The sequence below is a fragment of the Citrobacter sp. KTE151 genome, from assembly GCF_000398845.1.
GTDB classification, from domain to species: Bacteria; Pseudomonadota; Gammaproteobacteria; order Enterobacterales; family Enterobacteriaceae; genus Citrobacter; species Citrobacter braakii.
In genome coordinates this window covers 526,170-548,772 of sequence record NZ_KB976065.1, presented here as the reverse complement: position 1 = coordinate 548,772, position 22,603 = coordinate 526,170, and the positions used below count along the sequence as shown (strand labels likewise).

At 51.5% G+C, this 22,603-nt stretch carries 34 protein-coding genes and 1 pseudogene; 11 read left to right on the top strand and 24 right to left on the bottom strand.

The window, feature by feature from the left end; genetic code table 11:
* Genes tssF through WC7_RS06100 form a run of 5 tightly spaced genes read left to right on the top strand, consistent with a single transcriptional unit; the run spans position 1 to position 5,121 of the window.
* Positions 1-1,755 (top strand): type VI secretion system baseplate subunit TssF, encoded by a 1,755-nt coding sequence (gene tssF, locus WC7_RS06080; protein ID WP_016154465.1) that lies wholly within the window; start codon positions 1-3, stop codon positions 1,753-1,755.
* Positions 1,719-2,804: a type VI secretion system baseplate subunit TssG gene (gene tssG / locus WC7_RS06085; RefSeq protein WP_016154464.1), complete on the top strand. Its 1,086-nt coding sequence runs from the start codon at positions 1,719-1,721 to the stop codon at positions 2,802-2,804. The genes tssF and tssG overlap by 37 nt, the downstream gene beginning before the upstream one ends.
* Positions 2,782-3,327 (top strand): type VI secretion system lipoprotein TssJ, encoded by a 546-nt coding sequence (gene tssJ / locus WC7_RS06090; protein WP_016154463.1) that lies wholly within the window; start codon positions 2,782-2,784, stop codon positions 3,325-3,327. The genes tssG and tssJ overlap by 23 nt, the downstream gene beginning before the upstream one ends.
* Positions 3,327-3,779, top strand: a complete 453-nt coding sequence (tssE, locus tag WC7_RS06095) for a type VI secretion system baseplate subunit TssE (RefSeq protein ID WP_016154462.1) — start codon at positions 3,327-3,329, stop codon at positions 3,777-3,779. Before tssJ ends, tssE begins: the two co-directional genes overlap by 1 nt.
* A 1-nt stretch (position 3,780) precedes the next feature.
* Positions 3,781-5,121, top strand: a complete 1,341-nt coding sequence (locus tag WC7_RS06100; protein WP_016154461.1) for a VasL domain-containing protein — start codon at positions 3,781-3,783, stop codon at positions 5,119-5,121.
* 54 nt (positions 5,122-5,175) lie between these two features.
* Here the strand turns inward: WC7_RS06100 and WC7_RS06105 are convergent, their stop codons facing one another.
* The 23 genes and pseudogenes from WC7_RS06105 to WC7_RS06210 all read right to left on the bottom strand — a co-directional run bounded on the left by WC7_RS06105 (position 5,176) and on the right by WC7_RS06210 (position 17,706).
* Positions 5,176-5,772, bottom strand: coding sequence for a dienelactone hydrolase family protein (locus WC7_RS06105; RefSeq protein WP_016154460.1), 597 nt, complete (start codon positions 5,770-5,772; stop codon positions 5,176-5,178).
* Positions 5,773-5,820: 48 nt separating this feature from the next.
* Positions 5,821-6,897 (bottom strand): methyl-accepting chemotaxis protein, encoded by a 1,077-nt coding sequence (locus WC7_RS06110; RefSeq protein ID WP_016154459.1) that lies wholly within the window; start codon positions 6,895-6,897, stop codon positions 5,821-5,823.
* Between the two features lie 617 nt (positions 6,898-7,514).
* Positions 7,515-7,751: a hypothetical protein gene (locus WC7_RS26825; protein WP_016154458.1), complete on the bottom strand. Its 237-nt coding sequence runs from the start codon at positions 7,749-7,751 to the stop codon at positions 7,515-7,517.
* An 11-nt stretch (positions 7,752-7,762) separates the two neighbouring features.
* Positions 7,763-8,608 (bottom strand): annotated as a pseudogene (locus WC7_RS06115) (DUF4942 domain-containing protein).
* Positions 8,609-8,688: 80 nt separating this feature from the next.
* Complete coding sequence (locus tag WC7_RS06125) at positions 8,689-8,892, bottom strand: DUF957 domain-containing protein (RefSeq protein WP_009652505.1); 204 nt, start codon at positions 8,890-8,892, stop codon at positions 8,689-8,691.
* A gap of 29 nt (positions 8,893-8,921) precedes the next feature.
* Positions 8,922-9,413, bottom strand: coding sequence for a DUF5983 family protein (locus WC7_RS06130; protein WP_009652438.1), 492 nt, complete (start codon positions 9,411-9,413; stop codon positions 8,922-8,924).
* Positions 9,410-9,787 (bottom strand): TA system toxin CbtA family protein, encoded by a 378-nt coding sequence (locus WC7_RS06135; protein WP_016154457.1) that lies wholly within the window; start codon positions 9,785-9,787, stop codon positions 9,410-9,412. The genes WC7_RS06130 and WC7_RS06135 overlap by 4 nt, the downstream gene beginning before the upstream one ends.
* Positions 9,788-9,836: 49 nt before the next feature.
* Positions 9,837-10,196 (bottom strand): type IV toxin-antitoxin system YeeU family antitoxin, encoded by a 360-nt coding sequence (locus WC7_RS06140; RefSeq protein WP_016154456.1) that lies wholly within the window; start codon positions 10,194-10,196, stop codon positions 9,837-9,839.
* Positions 10,197-10,219: 23 nt separating this feature from the next.
* A complete protein-coding gene (locus WC7_RS06145; RefSeq protein ID WP_009652392.1) occupies positions 10,220-10,441 on the bottom strand; it encodes a DUF987 domain-containing protein in 222 nt (73 codons plus the stop codon).
* Positions 10,442-10,454: 13 nt separating this feature from the next.
* The gene (gene radC / locus WC7_RS06150) at positions 10,455-10,937 is read right to left on the bottom strand and encodes a RadC family protein (RefSeq protein WP_016154455.1); all 483 of its coding nucleotides are present in this window, start codon (positions 10,935-10,937) and stop codon (positions 10,455-10,457) included.
* Positions 10,938-10,948: 11 nt separating this feature from the next.
* The gene (locus WC7_RS06155; protein WP_009652503.1) at positions 10,949-11,167 is read right to left on the bottom strand and encodes a hypothetical protein; all 219 of its coding nucleotides are present in this window, start codon (positions 11,165-11,167) and stop codon (positions 10,949-10,951) included.
* Between the two features lie 10 nt (positions 11,168-11,177).
* Positions 11,178-11,651 (bottom strand): antirestriction protein, encoded by a 474-nt coding sequence (locus WC7_RS06160; RefSeq protein ID WP_009652453.1) that lies wholly within the window; start codon positions 11,649-11,651, stop codon positions 11,178-11,180.
* Between the two features lie 16 nt (positions 11,652-11,667).
* Positions 11,668-11,922 (bottom strand): hypothetical protein, encoded by a 255-nt coding sequence (locus WC7_RS06165; protein ID WP_009652519.1) that lies wholly within the window; start codon positions 11,920-11,922, stop codon positions 11,668-11,670.
* On the bottom strand, positions 11,922-12,740 hold the full coding sequence (locus WC7_RS06170; RefSeq protein ID WP_009652424.1) for a DUF932 domain-containing protein: 819 nt from the start codon (positions 12,738-12,740) through the stop codon (positions 11,922-11,924). Before WC7_RS06170 ends, WC7_RS06165 begins: the two co-directional genes overlap by 1 nt.
* 103 nt (positions 12,741-12,843) lie before the next feature.
* Positions 12,844-13,077: a DUF905 domain-containing protein gene (locus WC7_RS06175; protein ID WP_009652474.1), complete on the bottom strand. Its 234-nt coding sequence runs from the start codon at positions 13,075-13,077 to the stop codon at positions 12,844-12,846.
* 55 nt (positions 13,078-13,132) lie between these two features.
* Positions 13,133-13,354 carry a hypothetical protein gene (locus tag WC7_RS06180; protein WP_009652443.1) on the bottom strand — a complete coding sequence of 74 codons (222 nt, stop codon included), beginning with the start codon at positions 13,352-13,354 and terminating at the stop codon, positions 13,133-13,135.
* 82 nt (positions 13,355-13,436) lie between these two features.
* Positions 13,437-13,949 carry a DUF4234 domain-containing protein gene (locus tag WC7_RS06185; RefSeq protein ID WP_009652395.1) on the bottom strand — a complete coding sequence of 171 codons (513 nt, stop codon included), beginning with the start codon at positions 13,947-13,949 and terminating at the stop codon, positions 13,437-13,439.
* Positions 13,950-13,997: 48 nt separating this feature from the next.
* A complete protein-coding gene (locus tag WC7_RS06190; RefSeq protein ID WP_009652431.1) occupies positions 13,998-14,468 on the bottom strand; it encodes a hypothetical protein in 471 nt (156 codons plus the stop codon).
* A 46-nt stretch (positions 14,469-14,514) separates the two neighbouring features.
* Positions 14,515-14,826, bottom strand: a complete 312-nt coding sequence (locus tag WC7_RS06195; RefSeq protein WP_009652410.1) for a hypothetical protein — start codon at positions 14,824-14,826, stop codon at positions 14,515-14,517.
* A gap of 12 nt (positions 14,827-14,838) precedes the next feature.
* Positions 14,839-15,105 (bottom strand): hypothetical protein, encoded by a 267-nt coding sequence (locus tag WC7_RS06200; protein ID WP_009652486.1) that lies wholly within the window; start codon positions 15,103-15,105, stop codon positions 14,839-14,841.
* Positions 15,102-15,830 (bottom strand): helix-turn-helix transcriptional regulator, encoded by a 729-nt coding sequence (locus tag WC7_RS06205; RefSeq protein WP_009652433.1) that lies wholly within the window; start codon positions 15,828-15,830, stop codon positions 15,102-15,104. The genes WC7_RS06200 and WC7_RS06205 overlap by 4 nt, the downstream gene beginning before the upstream one ends.
* Positions 15,831-16,091: 261 nt before the next feature.
* A complete protein-coding gene (locus tag WC7_RS0124730; protein ID WP_009652512.1) occupies positions 16,092-16,388 on the bottom strand; it encodes a membrane protein in 297 nt (98 codons plus the stop codon).
* 349 nt (positions 16,389-16,737) lie between these two features.
* Entirely contained in the window at positions 16,738-17,706 is a 969-nt protein-coding gene (locus tag WC7_RS06210; RefSeq protein WP_016154453.1) for a hypothetical protein, read from the bottom strand.
* A 1,606-nt stretch (positions 17,707-19,312) separates the two neighbouring features.
* On the opposite strand from WC7_RS06210, the gene WC7_RS0124725 reads away from it, so the two are divergent.
* From WC7_RS0124725 to WC7_RS06220, 3 genes are all read left to right on the top strand, one after another.
* On the top strand, positions 19,313-19,681 hold the full coding sequence (locus WC7_RS0124725; RefSeq protein ID WP_009652475.1) for a hypothetical protein: 369 nt from the start codon (positions 19,313-19,315) through the stop codon (positions 19,679-19,681).
* 171 nt (positions 19,682-19,852) lie between these two features.
* A complete protein-coding gene (locus WC7_RS06215) occupies positions 19,853-20,422 on the top strand; it encodes an inovirus Gp2 family protein (RefSeq protein WP_016154452.1) in 570 nt (189 codons plus the stop codon).
* 152 nt (positions 20,423-20,574) lie between these two features.
* The gene (locus WC7_RS06220) at positions 20,575-20,814 is read left to right on the top strand and encodes a helix-turn-helix transcriptional regulator (protein ID WP_009652493.1); all 240 of its coding nucleotides are present in this window, start codon (positions 20,575-20,577) and stop codon (positions 20,812-20,814) included.
* Between the two features lie 37 nt (positions 20,815-20,851).
* On the opposite strand, the gene WC7_RS26820 is transcribed toward WC7_RS06220, so the two are convergent.
* On the bottom strand, positions 20,852-21,031 hold the full coding sequence (locus WC7_RS26820; protein WP_131334065.1) for a hypothetical protein: 180 nt from the start codon (positions 21,029-21,031) through the stop codon (positions 20,852-20,854).
* A gap of 72 nt (positions 21,032-21,103) precedes the next feature.
* On the opposite strand from WC7_RS26820, the gene WC7_RS06225 reads away from it, so the two are divergent.
* The 3 genes from WC7_RS06225 (at position 21,104) to WC7_RS06235 (ending at position 22,569) form a co-directional block, all read left to right on the top strand.
* Complete coding sequence (locus WC7_RS06225) at positions 21,104-21,523, top strand: putative zinc ribbon protein (protein WP_016154451.1); 420 nt, start codon at positions 21,104-21,106, stop codon at positions 21,521-21,523.
* The gene (locus WC7_RS06230) at positions 21,511-21,927 is read left to right on the top strand and encodes a putative zinc ribbon protein (protein WP_009652429.1); all 417 of its coding nucleotides are present in this window, start codon (positions 21,511-21,513) and stop codon (positions 21,925-21,927) included. The genes WC7_RS06225 and WC7_RS06230 overlap by 13 nt, the downstream gene beginning before the upstream one ends.
* 75 nt (positions 21,928-22,002) lie before the next feature.
* Positions 22,003-22,569, top strand: coding sequence for a YagK/YfjJ domain-containing protein (locus tag WC7_RS06235; protein WP_009652434.1), 567 nt, complete (start codon positions 22,003-22,005; stop codon positions 22,567-22,569).
* Positions 22,570-22,603: the final 34 nt, after the last annotated feature.

Here is a 22,603-nt window from a genome sequence, read left to right as displayed (position 1 = left end):
ATGGACGATTTAACCCTGCGTTATTACGACGCTGAAATGCGCTACCTGCTGGAAGCGGGCGAAGAGTTTGCCCGTGCTCACCCGGAGCAGGCGGCAATGCTCAATCTCGATAAAGCGGGCGCGCGCGACCCGTATGTGGAACGCCTGTTTGAAGGCTTTGCCTTCCTGATGGGCCGCTTGCGCGAGAAACTTGATGACGATCTACCGGAACTAACCGAAGGGCTAGTCAGCCTGCTGTGGCCGCATTACCTGCGTACCATTCCGTCAATGTCGGTGGTGGAGTTCACCCCTGACTGGCGTGAGATGAAAGAGCAGATGCGTATCGTCAAAGGTTTCGAGGTAAACTCGCGACCGATCGGTGAGAAGGGTACGCGCTGCCGGTACACCACTACCAAAGAGATTACCCTTCAACCGTTGTCGCTGGAGCACGCCCGACTGTCCACCGACCCTGACGGGCGTTCGGTCATCACGCTGCGCTTTAATTGCAGCCATCTTGCCGACTGGAGTCGTGTCGATCTCAGTCAGCTCCCGTTCTACTTCAATGCAGACGCTCCGCTGGCCTGCGCCATGCATGAAGCTTTTACCATGAACACGGCCCGCCTATGGTTGCGGATGCCGGGAGACATGGACAGAAGACCGCTCGACGGATATTTCACTGCGCTGGGCTTTGGTGATGACGATGACCTGTGGCCGAAGGGAAGCAGCAGCTTTAGCGGCTATCAGCTGTTGCTGGAGTACTTCACCTTCCGTGAGAAATTCATGTTCATGGGGCTGCATGGGCTGGAGACCGTGGCCTTTCCGGCTGAGCTCCCATGGTTTGAAATCGACGTGGTACTGGCGGAGCGCTGGGAGCATGATTTCAGCTTTACCGAAAAGCATTTGCGCCTGAACTGTGTGCCGGTGATTAACCTGTTCCCGCTGGAATCCGACCCGCTGACGCTCAACTCCCTGCAGACCGAATACATGCTGCGCCCAATGCGCGTGCAGGATGGCCATACCGAGATATACGCGGTGGATTCGGTAATGTCATCGAGCCAGCACACCTACGTGCCGTTTTCGAGTTTCCGCCACAAAGGTGGAATGATGCGTCATGAAGCGCCGGAATATTACTACCACACCCGCGTGCGCCGTGGCCCGTCGGGCCTGCATAACACCTGGCTTATCCTTGGTGGTGAAGCCTTTGATAACCACACCGTACCGGAAGACGAAAGCCTGTCGCTGACGCTCACCGGCACCAACGGCCAGCTGCCACGACGAGCACTGCAGAGCACGGTGCTTGATACGGTGATGAAAACCACCTCGACCAGTATCGCCGTACGTAACCTGTGCGCGCCGACGCTGCCCTGTTATCCGCCGGCGCAGGACCGTTTCCACTGGCGCGTGCTGAGTCACCTCGGCAGCGGATTCCTGTCGATGATGGATAATGCCGATGTGCTGCGCGGTACCCTGGCGCTGTACGAGTGGACCGACAGCGAGATGAACCGCCGCCGCCTGGAAGCCATCATTGACGTGAAGCACAGCGAAACCGAGCGCTTTGAGCAGGGCTACCTGGTACGCGGTGTGCAGATTGAGGTGACGCTGGACAGCCACGGCTTTGCCGGACGCGGTGACATCTGCCTGTTTGGTGAGATGCTCAGCCGCTTCTTCGCGCTGTATACCGATATCTATTTGTTTAACCGCCTGATTATCATCCTGCAACCAACCGGAGAGCGCCTGGAATGGGAAGAGAAGCACAATCGCCGTATTCCCGGCTGACCCCGCGGCTCGAAGCCGACCTTCACCGCATCAACTTTTACCGTTTATGCCAGTTGCTGGAGAAGCGTAATCCGGGCAGGTCGCTGATGGGCTCAACCAGCCACCCTGCAGATGACCCGGTGCGATTTGCACCACACCCCGGGATGGGCTTTCCGGCGAGCGAACTCAAAGCCGTTGAGTATGACGAAGAGAATGACAGTAAACCACCGCTCATCCGCGCGACGTTTATGGGGATGTACGGCGTTGATTCGCCGCTGCCAACCGCCTATCTCGACGACATCACCCAGCGCCGCGAAGGGCATGAGGCATTACAGGGCTTTCTGGATATCTTCAGCCACCGCATCCTGACTCAGTTTTATCGTATCTGGCGAAAATATTCCTACCCGGCCACATTCGAGCCAGGCGGGACTGACAGCATCTCGCAGTCGTTGCTGGGCCTGGTGGGGTTGGGCATTCCTGGTACGGCAAACCATATTGCCACGCCGGTATCCCGATTTCTTGCGCTGCTGGGCGTACTGCAACAGCCCGGTAAAACCCAGGAGGGAATGCAGGCGCTGGTGACGCTGCTGGCCCCGGATACCACTGTGAAGGTCAGCCCCTACTGTCTGCGCCCGGTGGAGGTCAGCCAGCCACTGGGCTTTTACGGTGATGACGATTTTCTTCTGGATGGCAACACGCCGCTCGGTGACGAAGCGATGGATTCCAACAGCCAGCTGCTCGTTGCTCTCACCACGGAAAATGAACAGGAAGTACAGGTCTGGAAGCCGGATGGCCTGCTGTATCAGGACTTTCTGGTGATGCTGCGTGTCTATCTCGGCTGGCGCTTCAAGGCAAAAATCACCCTGACCACCGCCACTCGTCTGCTGGCCGCGCCGCCCCTTGGCGAAGGCCCCTTCTGGCTTGGGATGAATGGCGTGCTGGGCGCGGAAGACGAAGACCTCCCGAACGATATCCCCCAGACCTTTACGACCGAACTGGGCTATTACACCGGACTTCAGCCCGCGACACCACAACAAGGAAACCGACGTGTTACGTACAAGTTTAACTAATACAGCGCGCTGGCTGTTACCCCTACTGGCATTCAGTCTGACGGGCTGCGGGGTGACGCAGGGTATCACCGATGGCACCAAATCGGCCTTTAACACCGTGTTCTACAAAAAAATTAAGGTACTGCACCTCGATTTCACCGCGCGTGAGGCGCTGAACACCGATTCGCGCGAGAGTAACTCGCTGTCTGAACCGGTAGTGATCCGTATCTACCAACTGAAAGACCGCAAAACCTTCGACAAAACGGTCTACCAGCAGTTGCTGATAGACGGGGAGACCATTCTGAAAGCTGACCTGCTGGCAAGCCGTGATGTGGTGGTTAAGCCGGGCGGTGATGCGACCCTGAATATGCCGATGGAGGCCGATACACAGTTTGTGGCGGTGGTGGGTCTGTTCCGTCACCCGGATATGGTCAACAACACCTGGAAGCTGGTGATAGGCCGCGAAGAACTTGACCCGGATAAGCCGCGCATTCTGGAAGCCGGTAACAACCATCTGACGCTGCAACCGCTCAAGGACGAATGATGACCCAGGGACATAACACGCCTTCGCTGTATGAAATGCTGACCGGAAATTTTACCGGTGGTCTCAATCTCAACCAGGTCAGTGAAGAAAATCAGGTCATCCTCTCGGTACTGGATAACATGCAACGCATCCTCAACTGCCGTGCCGGCACTCTGGCGCATCTGCCAGACTACGGCCTGCCCGATATGACGAAAATCCTTCAGGGCATGCCGGGAACGGCCCATGAGCTCATGGGGACATTGTCTGCCGTTCTGCTCAAATATGAGCCTCGCCTGAAAAAAATAACGGTTGTCCTGCTGGAGCAGCACGTTCCTGGTGAACTGCGCTATGCCATTGATACTGAGCTGAAGGGAATTGGCCTTGTGCGTTACGGCACCGAGTTTATGCCCGAGGGGCGGGTTCTGATTCGGCACCTCAAGAGGCAGGGTTGGCTTGAGACTGGAGTGTACTGACATGGAAAAGAATCGCATCAGCACCGGGGGGGACCCGCGTGCTTTCATGGAGTTCGGGCAGTTACGTGATGAAATTAGCAAGCTGACTCACCCTGCGCGCCCGGACGTTGACTGGCAAAAAGTTGAACAGTTAGGCCTGTCATTGTTTCGTCATAATGGCGTCGAACTGCAAACACTGGCCTGGTACACCGTAGCCAGAATACGTAATGCGGGACTGGAGGGACTTGCCGAAGGCACGGAACTTCTGGAGGCCTTACTGACGCACCACTGGAATGCAATATGGCCACAGCAAACCCATGCCCGCGTTGAGATCCTGGCATGGCTGTCTGTTCGCTTACAGCAAGAATTGCGTACGCTAACGCTGTCATATGCTGATTTATCAAAGGTGTATCGGGTTGAACAAAGTTTAAAACATGCCTGCGCAGTGCTGCAACGGCTTGAATTAAAAGCGCTTAGTAAACTGGAGGCTATCGTGACCTGGATGCACAATGCAGCTTTGCGTCTGGAGAAGTCCGATCCCGATTCGGGATCGGCCGTAGTGATGATACCGGCTCCAGGTGCAACAAATAACGTTGCGACGTCTTTGCCACAGTTGGTCTTTGTGGTTAATGAGCCAGCGTCGTCCGGGCAATCGAGCACAGCGGTTTTAGCGACCAAAATCGATCATGGAACCCGACGCATGTGGCTGGGGTTTGCTATCGGTGTCATGGTTACAGCAGTGGTGAGTACAGGCGCTTTTCTTGGTATCAACCCTATGCGAGCTGACGGATATGAACTGGTTAAGCCATTGCCGCAGGTGCTGACACCTGAACAATTGTCCACGTTGAAGCAGTCTTCAGATTTGAAGGGGAAGAAGCAAGATATAATTGCTGCAACGCAAGGGCAATTGGACGTTTTACATCGCTTGTCACCTTTGTGGTCGCGGGAATATGCTGCATCATTAGCGCAGCAGTTAGTCACTCTGTGGCCGGAAGAATCGCAGACGACAGTACTCACGAGCAGATTACAGAAACAGTTAACTACGGAAGCGTTGCCGGAAAGTGCTCTGCAAAACTGGCATCATGCCCAGCAGGGACTGGAAGCGTTAACCGCCCAGCTAAATGCGCTTGATGAACGCAAGGGTAAATACCTGACGGGGTCGGAGTTGAAATCAGCCATTTTCACTATCCGCCGCCAGCTTGACCAAACGCCGCCGACAGAAGAATTGTTGCGTCAAATCGATGAGGAATTAAAAAAACAGGGGAGTGTGTCACCCGCTTTGTATCAGCAGCTCGATATACGGCTTAACCAGCTTCTTAATCGTTATACGCTGCTGAAACAAAATACCATTCGAGGGCGGTAGCACTGGAAATAAGCCAGCCAAAGACCATCAAATGAGTCAGACGTTTATATTAACTTAGTTAATGATCTTCGTTATAAAATCATGCGAAAGAGTCAGCGCTTTCGCTGATTCAGGCGGATTGTATGCCTTATTATAAGGATCGCAAAATCCGTGACGGCTGTTGAGTATATGAAACGATACTAGTGGATACTGACGGAGTTTATGCTGGAGAAAGTAAGGATCACAGGCTTCTTCATATTTCGCCTGGATAACCAGTGTTGGGCTGTTGGGCATTATATCAGTATAATCACGTATACGGCTTCCGTAGAAACTGACGATACCATCGCATTGTGTATTCTCCGAACAAAGCCATGCTAATGTCCCTCCAACACTGAATCCGACGATTATTATTTTTTTATAATGATCACGTATTCTTATCAGTAAATCAAAGATCATTGATGTATCGAATCCGCAGAACTTCATAAAATAATCGTATGCCTGGCTATGTTGATCGTATGAGAAAGGTTCTTCGCGGTTCAAAAAATTGGGGCAATATACATCAAGTCCTGTATTGTGCAGTTCTTTACATACTTGCTTGATATGATTATTCAATCCATAAATTTCATGTAAAACTATCACAGCATTTTCATTTTTAGATAATAGAGTATACATCAACTGTCTCCAATAGTTTTTAACTATCTATTTTAATAATAAAGTTTGTCAAGGGTTATCACCGGGCGTAAATATTACAACCTCTCTGAAAATCTCGTTGCCAAGAATCTCGAGCTGATTCATTACCTCATCACTGGCCTGTTCCATTCTTTTTAACGCCAGGGACATATGCTCATGGTCGCCAGAAATCGAATACTCGATTGCAAGAACGCCGGAGTTATGTAACCTCTGGTGAGGGTCCTCCAGATTTTTAAATCCCGTTAAATGAGCGAAACATCTTCCAGTATCACCGTAATACCATTTCCCCAATCTGCACTGACTATATGATGTCAACGTATCATCTAATTTATTCTCGGTAAGTTTTTTATATAGATCTATTTTCCAGATAACATGATCCATTTTAATGATACTTAAAAATAGTAAATTTGATATGTAGTCAATAATTGCCTTCATTGCGGCTGATTTTTCAATTACACTTTTAATAGAAAAAACAACTTCATTCATATGCTGAGTGATTTTCGTGATTATTGCTAGCTGTGCTTCGATGGAGGTATCAACCGTAGAACCATTATTCTGGAGGGTTTCCGTTTGCAAGAATATATGGTTAGTGCACGTTTTAACATTTTCAGCCAGTTGTCTAACCTCTTTAGATATAACGCTAAATCCTCTTCCCGCCTCACCTACACGGGCAGCTTCAATCGCTGAATTTATTGCGATTAGATTTGTATGATTGGCAATTTTTTGTATGTCTTTAATTGCATCATTAATTTCAGTCAGTGATAACTTCAGATGAGTCATTTGTTTTTGAATTTCTGCTGATTCTTTGCCTGCCTCATTGATCTCAATAACGAGTGATTCAAGGGAATGCATTGCTTTATTATTTTGTGCGTTTAGTTCTGTTATTTTATCTTTTTCTGTATTTAATTGTTCATGAGTTGAAATTAATGATGTTCTGATCAGGTTGAGTGTTGAAATGCCAGAAGTGAAATGATGGCAGATGATTTTATTGTAGTTTTCTGCTTTTTGTTCAGCGATGGGGGCGTCAGCTTCGATGATGTCGGAAGAAGTGTTGTAATTATAGTTACTATTTCTTTTAACTATCTTAGCGATAATTTTCCTGATCATCTTATCAATCCTTTTTCTATAATAGGTTTAAGAAAATAATGGTTTAATAGTTTATCGCCTATGTTATAGATTACGTCAATATATTTTTAATTAGTATTATTTGATGTATTATAATTTCTTGATAATTGTTTTGTTGAATTATTTTACAGAAATGTCTTGGTGTTTTTTAAATGCGCGTGTTATCTATTAAGATAAGGATTATACTTCAGTTGAACACTACAGATAATGATATTTCAGAGTATTAAAATCTCCATCTGTTAGTTTTATATTTTAGCTTAACCTAAATATTCCTGTGATATCACTCTCCAGCCTGGATGTGTAGTTGGATTACATCATTTATGTGTGCATTGAAAAATTCAGAGAGTGGTTAGATGTATCACTATATATCGAGTACATGACCAAAATTGAGATTGCGATAACCGCCGGTTAAAATGCAACATTATTAATGTATTTATAATAACAGCGGTGCCCGGACCCGGACTAACGCCGCAGGCGGTGAACAACGCGCTTGTCGCGCTGGCCCCGCAGGGGTGAGCCGCTGGAGACGAATAATCGAACGGAGCTTGATGGAGAGTCCGTTTCTCCAAAAGCAAAAACCCGCCTCTAGGGCGGGTTCTTTAAATAGTGGTGCCCGGACTCGGAATGGATTTTGTTTTGTAATTGCATTGATTAGAATGGTTTTTATCTTGTTCCATAAACGTTGAGGCCCCCATTAAGGCCCCCTTCTGCAAAGGGTCAAAATTTGATGGTTGAACAGGAACTTTTACATCCATCTGAATACTATTTGATGGCAAGGTATAGTGATCTACTACGGAATCGCAGTGAGCACCATCCATGTTTGAAAATGATACCATAATTTGGTTCCTTACTGTTTAGTGGGCAACGCCCCTGGATAGTGTTTCGCGATAATGTCGTTCAGCTTATCGACCAGCTCCGATCGCCTGAACGTGATATGGACAGTTCCCTTCTGAAAATACTTAATCACAGACATCTCATCCTCATAACGGGTGCTATGCCTGTTCTCATGGATATGGTCGCTTAACCGGCGCGTGACGTCGGCGCGATTGTCGGGGATGGCCTTCCCATCCAGCAGCATCAGCATGCGCTCAAGGTCCGTTAACCGGTCACGCTGCCAGCCCCAGTTCAGACCAAATCCCCACCGGTCATATTTGACAAGCCCCGTCACGATGATTTTCCCGCCAAACCTACAGGGGCTGTTTGTCTTAAAATTCCAGCTCAGACCTTTAAACACGTTAATCACACCTCGTTCAAACACCTCACCTTTATTCAGATGCAGTTGTTCGAATGTGTTGAGAATATTCTCTTCACTGATAGCCGGAATATCGTCTTTCTCCAGGCTGTTGTACCACTCGTCGCGGACCTGTGCGTCCATGAGCGCCAGCATTCCCGAGCGTTGCATCAGATCCCGCCATATACCACGATCGATATTGCGAGTAATGGCTTTCATGGCCGTATCAGTATCCTCCATCAGCCAGCAGTCGTAGCTGTATTGCCGCATTCCCTATTCATTCGCTTTACCACCGCCGATGCTGCGGGTCAGCGTCGAGATATCGTCAAGTTGTTGTATCAGCGTTTCAATCTGTGCAATCGCGAAATTACGTCCGGTGATGATGCGCTCAATACTGGTAGAACAAATCACATCGGTATGGCCGGTTAACACTTCAGGTTCGGTGAGGGTAAGATCTGACATTTTAATTTCCTTTATATAAAGCAAAGCGCCAGCCGGTAAGGGCTGGGGCTTATAGGTGTGTGGTGAGTATGGTTCGGTGGCTAACAGGTTCTGGTCTGTTGCAGAAGCTGAAGATGGCGGAGATTACGAACATCGTTTCGCGCCTGCTCAATCCAGGGCAACAGCACTGCTGAATCCGTCTTGTCTTCGTCGTTGTCGAAAATAATGCCGGTGTTGCAACTGATGTTGTCCTGCAGCCAGCCAATCAGAATGTTGAGAGCCACTTCGGTGGTTAATTCCGGCATGTAAAAACCTTGTGGTGATTGAGGTGGGGTTACCAGTCAAAGGTTGTAAAACTTGGTAGCACTTCGCCAAAGGCATCCAGATGAACAATGCCAGCGGCGTAGCGACGCATAAGCGTCACTAATAACCGACGGCAGGCTTTTGACAGACCGAGGCGTTTGAGGCGTAAGACCGGAAACGACCACGCGCCCAGGTGGAGCAGATAACCCGAGCCGGTATAACTAATCCATTCAGACTCGCCAAAGTCTTCATGCTGGTGTGAAAGGGTAAACAGCAGAGCATTGTCTTCCGCCGTGATATGTGCAGTGCTGCACTGAATGCCGTTCAGGCGGGCAACGGGCGGAATTGGATCTTCAACAATCAATTTCCCCGGTTCGTCAGCAACGAGAAGCGAATAACCGTTCTGGTTCACCACATTGATCAGGTCGGTCAGTTCAATACCGTCAATGTCTACGACGATCCGGCCCATGTTGAGGGCCAGTACGTTGATGGCATCGGCTTCCACCGTCAGGGACAGCTTCATGGTTGCACCTCACGGTATTTGCCGGTGGTGATGTCGGTAACGGCCCTGTAGCTATGACGGGTCATCAGCCCGGTGGCTTTGCGGGCGCGGAGAATATCGATACTGGTGAGAAGCGGCGACTGAGTTTCCGCGTTAAAACCGCGACGATCAGTGCGTACCAGGTCGTATTTCTCCACGATGAAATTCACCGCGTCGCACAGTGAGATACCGGCATCGATATGCTCTTGGATCACACCATCTTTGCCAAATGGCGTGTCGTTGAGCGTCAGACCGTAGTGACGGTCCAGCAGGTGACTCAGGAGGCGCTGCCAGATCGCCACGGGTGACGGGCGTGGCGAAACCTCCCGTTTCGGAGGAACAGGTTGTGTTTGCATAATGGAAACCTTTACTGGTGAGTTAAACGAAGGAAAACTGCCGGGAGGTTTATTCTGTTGTTGCAGGTGTCGGGTAAATTGCGAGATAGACGTACCCGTGCGAGCCGAGGCTGTCGGCCTCGCATATCAGCCCTTTTGCATACAGCGTGACGCAGTGCTGATGACGGGGATTCAGCTCACCGGAAAGCAGCATCAGCTCCAGTTGCTTCAGCAGTAGCGGGAATGCCTGGTCGAGATGGCGTAAATCCGCGTCGCTGAAGGTGCCGGTGATGCTGGCGCGGTCGTTCAGGTAATGCAGCCGGTTGCTCTCCTGCACCAGACGTGCGCCAAAACAGGGGGTGATATCGCGTTTAAGCCCCCACCAAGGGGCGGCGATATCGTGGTTTACAGGCGGTATTGTATTCGACAATTTTAGCCTTCCTTAAACGTGAATTAATTCAGCGTAACGCTGCGTAATACGACGTACGGGCCGTTGCGGTCCTGACGGTGTTCTGCGAAGACGGCGAGCACGCCGCTGATATCCTGCACTTCCCGACCTGCGTAGTGGCAGATGCTGCCGGACCATGTGTATTTGCCGGCACAGAAGCGAAACAACCGGGACTGCGGATGCTGGCGGTATATCGCCATCGCCTGGCGTTTGCTGATGATTTTCATCGTTATTCTCTCCTTAAAGCCACCCTCTCTCAGCAAACGAGACGATCTCCATGCCGCCCACCACCAGGTGATCAAGCAGTCGGATATCAACCAGCTCCAGCGCCTGCTGAATACGCGTAGTGACCTGACGATCTGCATTGCTGGGTTCGGCAAGGCCTGACGGGTGGCAATGCGCCACAATGACAGCGGCACAGTTATGCTTCAGACCGGCCTTAACCACCTCGCGGGGATGGACCTGCGTATGATTGATGGTGCCGGTGAAGAGCGTTTCGTGGGCTATCAGACGATGCTGGTTATCGAGGAAGAGTACAGTGAATACTTCACGCTCCAGTGAGGCGAGTTGCAGACGCAGCCAGTCACGAACGGCGGTGGTGGAGGTAAAGGAGGCGCCGGGCTCGCGTAACTGGCGTTCCAGCAGGGTCAGCGCACGTCGGATAGTGCGCTGTGCGGCGGGAGATATTCCCCCGCTGTCGGGGGGGCAAGGGGTTATATTCATTGGCTTTTCCTTTATGTTGACCCGTCCGGGATTGATGTGTTGTACAGTTTCACGGCAACGACGAACTCGTCGTGCTGGGATTCAAACCATGACCAGATAGGGAAGAGAGAGGTGCCCGTCAGAAAATGCAGGAAGAGTTCGTCGGTCACAACGTCTCCGTCCTCATCCCTGACCGTTATTTTCCCCAGCGCATCCCACAGGGTATTCAGGTGAGACAGTTCATACGACATGGCGGGATGCTCAGTCGATGATGTGCATGATGGCGCTGCATTCCGGGTGACTGAGCGCGTAATCCCGCAGGCGGTAGTAGTGCTCCGTCATGGCATCGCATTCGGTGCGCATGGCATGGTGGCTGTAAGTCATCAGACAGACGGCAATCCCCGCAGCGTCGGCACTGAGTTCACCGCCGTTGCCGTTCATAGTGTTGAACAGCGACCACGGTTCATTGTTCTCCGCTTCCGGGGCCATAAACGCACCACCGTTGCTGAGCGTATAAAAATTCCAGATACCGCCGTTGTAGTCGGCGCAGAAACGGTCCATCCACGCGAAGACCGTCGGCTCAAGGATTATCCACTGCGGTATGCTGCCGAAGTACTGCGGCCAAAAGCCGATGCGCTGCTCGTCCTGTACGAGGGTGGCGGTCAGCGCTGGCGCAGAACCGGCAGGTTGTGGCGGTAACGGAAGGGTATCGTGAAGGTTAATAATGTCGGTCATGTTAGTTTTTCCTTGTTTATTTATCGGGTTGGGGATGCTGGTTCAGCAGGAGTGACGGGCAGGACTGCGCATAGCCATCTTCATCGCACCGTGAGGGCCAGATGCTGTCAGATACAGACAGTCGGCACAGGCTGAGCTCGCCGGGACGGTAGCAAAGATGTCTGCACCAGGCGCAGAGGTCATCGTCGGAGATGGAACGGCAGCCGGACTGGTTTTGCAGGGAAACGGGCCAGACAGCCGTCAGACGGGTATTTGCAGGAATGTGCTGCATCAGCTCAGTGCCTGCTGCAGTTCTTCGGCCATCACCCAGAGCGCGCGGTTGAGTTTGATATCCCCGTCGATACCGTTAACCGCACGAGTGTGGGTACGTTTACCCTGTGCGGTGCGTCCGCTCAGCCCGCCTTTCAGCAACGATTCCTGAATGCGGTTATAAACGGTCCACAGGTCGTCCTGATGGTCCTCATACCGTCGCGGTGTCAGTATCTGCGCTGCGGTCACCGGCTGATATTCTTCACCAAAGCGGTATGTCAGTGCGGCGTTCGCCAGGGCATGTTGCGCGGGTGCTGGTAGTCGAAGTGACTGCATGGCCTCGCGCTTTTCTTCCACCCGATCAAAGACACCGAGCACTTCATAAGCCCCCTCAATCACTTTCCCGGCCACATCGCCACGATGCGGTACACGAATTTCACCGAACGACTGTCCGCAGACGAGCCCGTTGGTGCAGATGGCTCTGAACAGCCCCGGCAGCATCTGGTATGAGCTGCTACCATCGTGCGAGTTAAGCAAAATGATTTCGGGAACCTGCTGGCCGGTTATCTGACCGGTACGACGCAGGCGCAGCAGATGTTTGGTGTGCTCCCGGCGGTCAGGGTCGCGTACGCGTGACTGGCAGGCGAAGAAGGGTTCAAAGCCTTCGCGTTGAAGATTTTCGAGCAGAGTAATGGTGGGTATGTAAGCGTATTTTTCGCTCCTGGAACCGTGGCGATCTGCACTGAATACGCTGGGAACGACCTGCATCAGTTCTTCGCGGGTTAACGGACGATCGCGACGGATCTGGTTTGTCCGTCCAAAGCGGCTGGCTAGTCTCATGGTAAATTCCTTATTGTTGATTTAACGGCATAAACAAAACAGCCATGCTCCTGTGGGAGCATGGCTTTTTTGTGTGGTCGCTATTGGGTTAAGCTGTGGTGTGTCAGTGTTTGGGGATCCCGTGGCTGAGCAGATAGCGGTTAAGCCATTCCCCGGCACTGGCTTCAAAATTCCAGGCCCGCCAGATTAACGTCCCCTCGCTGTCGCGAATAACCAGCCGAAAGTGCGTACCCTGGTCATCTTCTATAGTGACGTTGTGGTAAAGCGTGACCACGGCTTCAGCCTGTCGGCGGGTGAATTGCCCTGGCGGTAACGACGTATCGTCAGTGACTTGCATATTCAGTTCCTGATGAATGGCATAAAACAAAATGCCCCGCTCAGTGAGCAGGGCATCAGTGGGTTAAGTGTGTGGCAATAAGCTGCAGTATCTGTTCCATGAGCGCTGTGATTAAGGCACCTGCGAGCAGGGTTGCCGCCTGTCTGGCGATGTAAATACTGTCTTCGTCATAGCCTTCTTCGCGGAAGTGGTCTTCCACAAACTGCTGCGCCCGGCTGCTGGCGCACCACGTCAGCACCTGACGCAGGGTGTTGAGCACGATTTTCAGTAATGTCATTGGGTCAAATCTCAGAGGGGGGATCCGGATGAATCTGGGGCACACAGGAATGCCCCGGCCGGATAATAAGAGGAGAGCTGCGTTACTGCGGTGACGGAGACTCCGGCGGCACAGGGGCCTGACCATGAATAATGCGGTGCTTCGCCAGTGCCTGCGGCATATCGTTGATGCAGTATGTAATGTAGAAGACGTTGAGCACCACGGTATAAAACGCATTCATCTTCAGGTCAAACCGGAAGGTGTTCAGCGCATAGTGTCGCAGTGCTGCTCTGGCCTTAAAGGCCCAGACGATGTACATCACGCCGCAGGTGAGCGACAGAATGCCGCTTAAGGCCAACAGTGTATCGCTGCCCGTGTAGTAGCCCGCCAGGTCCGGTGAGGCCATCACGCCGAACTGTCGTCCGAGCCCAAAACAGACGGCGAGCCAGATGATAAACAGATTGCCGCAAACCGGATATCCGGTGGTGTCGCTGATAATCTGCTGTTTTCGGTACAGCCACAGTAACGGCCAGATGCCGCAGGTGGCGACGGTGAGTAGAACAAAATGCAGGGTTGGCGTCGTCAGTCGCTGGCTGAGTGTCGAAATGTCGGTCATATCGTATTGTCCTTGATTGATTTTGCTGTAAACCGGGGATGCGCCGGGTTACCCGGCGGTCAGTGTCGTGCATTCGGGCATATCAGCCAGAACCTTGTGAACGTTTCCAGCCGAAGGGGTAAAGTGCCCCACCTGTTTGTCGTTGACGTAAATCTCAAACGACGTTGCTTTTCTGATGGCATCAATGAACGACAGCCAGGCGTTGTCGCCGTTACGCCAGCCCAGAGAGGACGGCAGGGGGAACGTCTGGTCATCCGTGACGACGGTGATGGCGGTTTTCTCATCCTGTGAATCGGCACCGCTGCCGTCAGGCAGGGTGAGCATGACGTGATGCTGCAGGATATTCTGGTCGTCAGGGTTGCCGGTGCAGTTCAGGTTCATCATCACGTTTTCCGGGCTGGTGATGATGTACTCGGTGACGCCCATACCGAAGCCACTGCTCCACATATTGGGGACCGCCTGTGCCGTGATGGCAAAGGTCAGTAATCCTGCTGACAGGATGGCGTGCATGAATCGCATGGTATTTTTCCTTCTCAGTCAAAAATGTTGTTGGGGGGCAGCCGTGTTACATGAGTTGTTTACCCACGACGATAAGTCCGGCCAGCCAGCCGATATACTGTGGGCCCACAAGCCAGAACAGACGGGCCTTGAGTAATCCGGTCATTCCTTCGCGGGTGTATACCGCATCCGGCATCAGCCATTGTCGAAGAGCAGCACCGACCGTCATACCGGCTCCGGGCCCAAGCGTCATCCAGAACAGATATTCCATTCCCTGACCAAAACTGCGTATCTCGCCGGTACTCCCGAACACGTTAAACAGCACGACCACAAGCGCGATGGCGAAGGCAATCGCGAAATATTTAATGACAAGCGCCATGTTCAGATTTCCTTATTTTCTGCACTGCTGAGCAGCGCTCAGCATGTTGTCCATGAAGCGCGGGGGGACATAACCGTATTGCTGGTTCATTTTCTCCAGCTCCCCGTGCGTATATTTCGTTTTGAGGTCATCCCGGATACATCCGCAGACGGCGGTAGTACCGCCGCCTGATTTGCATCCCCGGATAAACTCGCGTTCATTTTTGTCGCCACAGCCGCTCAGGGTTACGGCAGACAACATCAGGGTGAAGAGCAGCAGAGGGCCTTCGACAGGTTTCACGATTTGACTCCTTTGGGTCTGGATGGATGTTCAGGGTGTTGTTCCCTGAAGGTGTGAATGACATCACTGATAAAGCGAAAGTGGGGCAGTGCGCTGATAAATCCCTCTTCAGTAATGAGCGAACTGATTTCGCTCCGGCGACGGAAGGTTTGCTCTGAGAGTGAGGCCGAGATAATGTCTTCCAGCCGGAACACCCGAAGGCTCCCCCGGCAACAGACGACCAGATACCAGTGCTGATGCCGGTAAATCAGGCGGTAAGGCTCCTGCTCATCGTGACGGACACCGCCGACCAGCAGACTGACCACCCGGTGATGACAAATGGCTTCGGCCAGACGATGAAAACTGTCAGCCTGTGTCCATGCTGGCGGTAAGTCGTGCCAGATAAAGCAGGGTGAGGTGCCCGTTTCATTCATCAGCAGGTGCATCAGTTGCCGGTTCTGCGACGGGATAATGCGTGCGATACCGGTACTGCGGGCAAAGGAAACGGCCCCCGGAGAGTGATCACGCGTGGCGCTCTCACTGAGCCGATACGTGCCGTTCTCCCCGATAATGTCGAGGTGGACCAGCCGTTGATGTAAGTCACGACGCAGGGTGCGTATCGATACACCAAACTCACCGGACAGTGTCTGAAGGGTCAGCGTTTCTCCGGCCATTAACCGGCTGATAATGACCGACAATCTGACGGCCAGCCGGTCGTAGCGGGCCTCTTCATCGGGTCGTTGCATGGACGCTCCGTGTGCGATAAATAGGTTGATATTTCATGCGGTTATTATGCGGGCGGGGAGGGACACGTTATGTCCATCCCCCGTAATGGCGGAAAAGAAAAAGTAAAATTCATCTTTCAGTAAACAGGAGAATTAACAAAGGGTTAGTGCCAGGTAGCTGAAATGACGACAGCATGCTGACACGCCCTGTCATCAGTCGTGCCGTAGCGAGTACGGTCAGCGGCTCAGGCTTTGTGCAGGATGGGCTGACCCTTATTAACGTTACGGTGCACTGAAGATATGCTCGCACTGCGTGCAGCCGTATTCATCAAAGACGGTACCGTCCAGTTGTTCTCCGGCCAGAGAGCCTGCCACCGCACCAGCACAGGCGCCGGACAGAAAACCAATGAGGCCTCCGGCTATCGTACCGACAACCGGAATGACTGAACCTATCAGCGCACCGGTGGAGGCTCCTTCAAGCCCGGCAATGCCTCCGGCTGTTGCGCCAATGACCCCACCCGTCTTTTTACCCACATGGCGCAGTCGTATGTTTTGCGAACCGCAATTCGGACAATGCATTTCTTTCTCCCTTATTACTGGCAATAAATAGCCGCCTTCATGAGCTGGCGGACCGTGTATCAGAGAGACCTGGGTACCGGAACAGAAAGCATAGCTGTGACTTAGCGCGAGAAGCATACGCACGGGTATTTTGTGGGACAGTTGACCCGGGAGAAGGAATAACGACGGTAACAGGGTATCGGGACCCCGTTTGTTCTTACTGGACACATTAACCTCCGTGAGTGAAATAACAAAACGGCAGCACTTCTGCTGCCGTTCTCACACCGGTAATATAGGTCTGAAATTATTTTGAATGTCATTTCTGGTCTGTATTACTGCCTCCGCTCACCTTGTTTTTAGCGCAAAGCCCTCACTCACCACCACAGGTTTTTCGGTAATGGTCATTAATCAGCATTTCCAGCATATCACTGATGCGAACTCCGCTACGTTCTGCCATAAAGTCCAGTCGAGTTTTTGTTTCGTTCTTCAGGTACGTATTGAGTGCTTTTTTATCGGTACGGGACTGACGTAATTTTTGCTGGTTCCAGGCTTTATTCAGGTTCAGAAGGAATAAACGCTTTGTATCCGGTGCATCGTCCCATAAGTCGATCGCCGTGCGCAGGGCTAAATTGCGTTCAGAATGACTCAGGGGGGTAAACCAGGTACTCATTCCTGGCGTTGAAATATTTAATGAGAGCCCGATAGTGGGCGCATTTCTTTCTTCCTGAAGCGATTTGAGGCTGTTCCATGCCCACAGTACCGCGTCTTCTTCATTAGGTAACCATTTCAGCGGAGCTGGTTTGCTGTAAATATTTTTCCACTGGTCTTTCAGCCTGTCCATGACCTGGCGCTTGAGATGATTTACCGGTGGGGTCGGAATAATAATGTTGTCGAAAAAAGAGATGATAATATTAATTCTTTCCTGGTGGCTTGTCGGAGATACACTCAGATTCATTCGCTGATACCAGTTCTTTCCGAACTCTGCATTTGCTGGTTTGTCAATACCAAGTTCGTAGTCTCCGGCCTTGCAAATATACGCCCATAACCAGAATGTTGCCCGTTCATCCTGTTCTAGCCAGTCAAAACTTTCCAGCGGAAGGATGTTTTCATCACGGGCTGTTTCCATATCAGAAAAAAGTCTTGCCCGCTGTTCTGCATTCGGTATGAACTGATTAATCAGTTTGTTGAGTGCCTGTCGACAACTTTCTGCATCCTGGTGAGGAATGTCACGGGTGTTAATTATTTTATTAACACCCAGCCACCCGGCATAAAAAGCACAGACTCTCAGGTCACGGGTTTTTATAAGATGTTGTCTGCCATTGTCGTAATGTACAACCATTGTGGATACCTGTAATCGTAAACTACATAGTAGTGGTTATGGTGGTGATTGTTGTAGCTACACAGTATCACGATGATGGTTTTATCGTCACTTAAAAACACATCTGGTAGTCATCGTGAGGTTTTATTGTTGATTTATACTGGTTTTGACAAGGTTTTACCATGGTTTTAAAGTTGTCATTTTCTTTGTTTATCTCTCAGATGCTTCTCTGTTTACTGGATGAGTATCGTCTCAATAGGTTATCTTGTTCTCCTGCATGCTTTCGTTTTCATCCCCATCATGGTGCCTGGTTCGCTTCAGGGGGCATTTCTGGTATCAGGTCGGGCTGCCATGAGGTATTTCCATTTTGTTGCTCATAATCAGGATTGAGGGCTTCTGCGGGCAGTGATGATACGGGGTTAATTTGATTGAGGTTATTTGATATGACGTGGTGTCTATTTTCATGTTATTGAAAAAAGATAATTCCAGAGTAACTGATGCAGGCGTTTGTTGTAGGTAAGTGCTGTCTGGCGTGGTTATCTTCATAGCTATTGTTATGCCTGGCGTGTTGGATTGGTATTAATATATTAAAGAAGGGGTCTTATCATTTGTAACAGTAATCGATGATGTGTTATCAGTAAGTGGGTTATGCCTGGGAGGTATTATTATCTGAAGGTATTCACTAAGGGGATAGTACTATTGGATGGTATCCATTGAGCAATCATTGCCATCAGGTAAGAAATACACCATTCAATGTAGTCACAACCTGAATGTTTAGCACTCATTAAAAATCTATCATTAAGAAAACAGAATTGAATTGAGTCGATATTACCATTGACTAGTCCTCGTCAGGATAAAAGTGAAGATGATTAACATCAGTAATCTAATAATCATAACGACAGGGTGGTTACTGGTTAACAGTAACGTTTTGGGTGAATGGTCATGCCTGAAAATCAGCAGGTGAGTATCAATGGTTTATTACTGGTCTGCGTATTAGTGATGAGCGTTAAATGCTCAGTCAGTGAACTAACCTGTAGTAAGCCTGTCGGTATTGCTCTGTCTGCCTGATATTGACGCTTACAATACCTGTCAGTTACAGATACTACGGTGACCCGTTATCCCTGAAAGTTTTTTGATATGTGTAAACAAGGCCATTGGTAACGACTGTAAACGGGGCATTATCCGTGTTGGTGATAATAGTCATGATTGTATCGTAAACAGAATAACCCGATTGAGGTGACGTGGAATAGGGTGATTATCCTGGTAATCACCGCAAGCTATTTAATAAGTAATTGAGCGCTGTAGTGTCTTATACCGCCATAGCTTCCTGTGAGCCTGCATAAGCGCATTGAATAACACGATAGTGGAAATCTGTGGTTAGTATGAATATGGCGCTCCTGATGCGTTACAGGGCGTTTTAGCAGTAGTCCCGATAACGATTATTTATCGGGCTTATTGAACGGGGTAATAATATCATGACAGCAATGAGGGACTGGTACAGGGGCTCTTGCCCCGGGTATATACATCCCTCTGGGGTAATATTTGCTTTTCAGGGTAACCACAACCTATTTTGGGTCCAGGTCAATACAAGGGCATCGCAATCTTCAGCTGCTTCTGTAAGCCAGAATTGCAGCGACTTAACAGTTTCGATCTTCGCTACTGGCCTGACATTGCCGGGATCATTCGCTCACTGGGGATGGAAGAGGTGGAGGTAACATTCAGGGATGAAGCGACAGAGGCAATTATCAACGCCCGCAGACCTTCACAGACGGATTTCTTCAGAGCGTTATTCGATAACATCAGTAACCAAAAAACCGGGGATTACTACGCCTTGTCACGGAGTTTTAAACTCTCCGATACAGCACTGGCGACGATTTGTAATATCACCCGTGATTTGCCACCCGATGAACTCGTTGACGCCGCTTATGTCAAGCGTACCCGCCATCGTCTAACGGGAAGACTGTTTTTTCGCAGCCTTCGGGTCACCCGGCATTAGAACCGATTTCTGAGAGGCGATTACCCTTTACGCAATCATTCTGCCAGCCACGATATTTTACTGAAGCCAGCCGTCTCTGAGGGATCGACTGGCGGACTCGCTGAAGGCAATAAGTTTTTTTTAACAGCACCGGTAATGGTTATGAACGATAACCCACCGGAGTCCATTTTAATGAGTTACACATACGACCCTTACTGGCAGCAACGCATCGCTGATACCTTCAGTTGCGCTCTTAACGCTTACACCCGCTTACTGGCCCTGCGTGTTGACCTCCGTCTGCCGGATACGCCAGCGGCCACCGATGCTGCTGTTATCTCCCGCTTCACCGATTCCCTGAAAGCCCGGATTGATGCCCTTCAGACGCGTCAACGTCGCGAGGGCAAACGCGTCTGGCCGACCACGCTGCGTTTTATCTGGGCGCGGGAGTTTGGTGAAATCAAAGGGAAGAAGCATTACCACGCGGTGCTGTTGCTGAACCGCGATACGTGGTGCGGACCGGGAGATTACAAAGACCCGGATTCGCTTGCAGGTATGATTAAACAAGCGTGGTGCAGCGCCCTGAAGGTGGATGCACAGGCGCATGCCGTTCTGGCTCGTTTCCCGGCGAGTCCAGTCTCATGGTTGACACGTGGCGATGGTGCTCAACTGCAACAGGCCCTGTCGCAGGCGGCCTATTTAGCCAAGCTGGAGACCAAAATCACCGGTGACGGTGAGCGTAACTTCGGTTGCAGCCGTGGCTGAGCCAGACATATCTCGATTCATCAGGCCTGATTGTGCGGGCCGGGTAATTTTTTACAACGTTCCCCTATCCTCTGAGGAGAACCGGTAACCCCATGATTCAACCACCACCGGACGTCTCCCGATAGCCATATCCTCAGAGGGAGAAAAATACCATGACCACGTTGAATACGAATATTAATGCCAGCCCTGACACACTGCTTTCAGCTCAGGACCCGCTTATCGACATGACCTTTATCACCACGTTTACCGGGATGACCGACAAATGGTTTTACAAACTGATTGGCGACGGGTTGTTTCCGAAACCCATCAAGCTGGGGCGCAGCTCCCGCTGGCGCAGAAGCGAGGTGGAAGCCTGGATGCAGCAGCGTATTGCTGATTCCCGTGGCGTCTGAGCAGGGAGGATATCTGAATGGAAAAACGACGCCGCACTCAGCCACAGGCCATCCCGGTTCGCTGGACGTGTCCCCGTTGCCGGCGACAGTACTGTGGCGCCAGACCCTGTCCCGTTTGTTTCAGACCCACCGACGCACCTGCACAACCGTAACCTTTCTGTATTCCGGTGCCGACCACCAACCGTACCGACCCGCTAACGCATAACTGAACCGCCATTCACCCTGCCACGCTGCCCGTACCGGGACGGCTGACGCCTGCGTGTCGTCTGGCGGTAAGGAGAGTACCACTATGTATGCAAAATCGTTTATGGCTCTGGACGGCAACGGCCGTCTCACGGGAGCCATAACCGCGCAGACCGCGCCGTATGACCGCTACAGCTGCCATCTGTGTGCCAGTGCCCTGCAGTACCATCCTGAATACGACACCGAACGTCCGTGGTTTGAACATCATGCAGCAAAGCTTTCGGAGAACGGTCGACAGCACTGCCCGTATGTAAAGCCCGGGGTGAGGGAGACCCGCCATATCCGGCAACTGCAGTCTTATGTACCGGAAGCCCGTCCCCTGGTTTTCTACGCAGACTGGCACTGTCACGGCTGCGGCAGTGATTACCACGGTGAGCGCTACTGCCTCACCTGCCGGACGGGCGAGCACAGTGATGTGCGTGCTGATACCAACCGGATAGAGGAAGTGACGGCATGCGCATGCTGAAATGTTATCTGGCCAATGACCGCGAAGGCCACTTCGCGACAGCCGGGGAGGCCGTGAGTGCGCCGGGGCAGATATGGAGCTGCGCGTCCTGCGGCTGTCGACTGGTGCTCCATGCGGGGACATACGGGGAGCCGCCGTGGTTTGAACATGACCAGCAGAGCGTGGCCCGGCATGTGCTGATGGCCTGCGCCCACCTTGACCCGGAAGTGAAAACCGAAGCCCGGCACCGAAAGCTGCGCAGTCTCATCAACGGGCTGGAAGCGACGGTAATGGTGCTCTCCTGGTACTGCGTGTGGTGCGGCGACCATTACCAGGGCGTGAAGCACTGTCCCCGGTGTCTGACTGGTATCTACAGCATCGAAGAAGCGCACTGGCAGAGAAACTACTGCTGCAGTACCAGATAGTTCCCCGTCTTTATGAACCAGATACCGCCGTAGAGGCGGTGTCCTCCCTGATTTAACCTAAAGAGAGTCTGCATTATGAATCATTCTTACATACGGGCGTCTGATGCTGTCAGCGCGGATGCCGTCAGCACGCGTGCATTTCTGCAACAGGCCGTTGACCATTACCCGCGACTGGCGGCATTCAGCTTTACGCTGGCGCTACCGTATCGTGAAGCCATGAGCGAATACCGGTCATTGATTCTGCGTTTTCACTCTGAAGTCTGGCAGCGCACCGGCGAATATTCGCGCCAGCGTCAGCAGGCACGACATCGTTCACTCCCGACGCTGTTACGCTGGATATGGGAGACGGCCAGCGCACCGGAGTGCAAAATGGTGCTGCTGCTCAATCTCGATACGCTGGGTACAGGGCGAAACCTGCAACTGACCGACAGTGCGCCTCCGGGGCTTAACGCCATCATCGCCGACGCATGGCAAAAGGTGACCGGTACCGCCTGCACTGACGGTGTAACGAGTATGACGCAGATCATTATTAACCGCGTCGCTCAGGGAGTCTTCGCAACACCCTTTAACCAGCTTACCGTGCATGTTAAGGCCATGTCAGAGCCAATAGCAACGGCCAGAACGGGGATGATTTGTCCGTGAAAGTAATAGCTTCTCTAATTAATGGGGGAGTTAT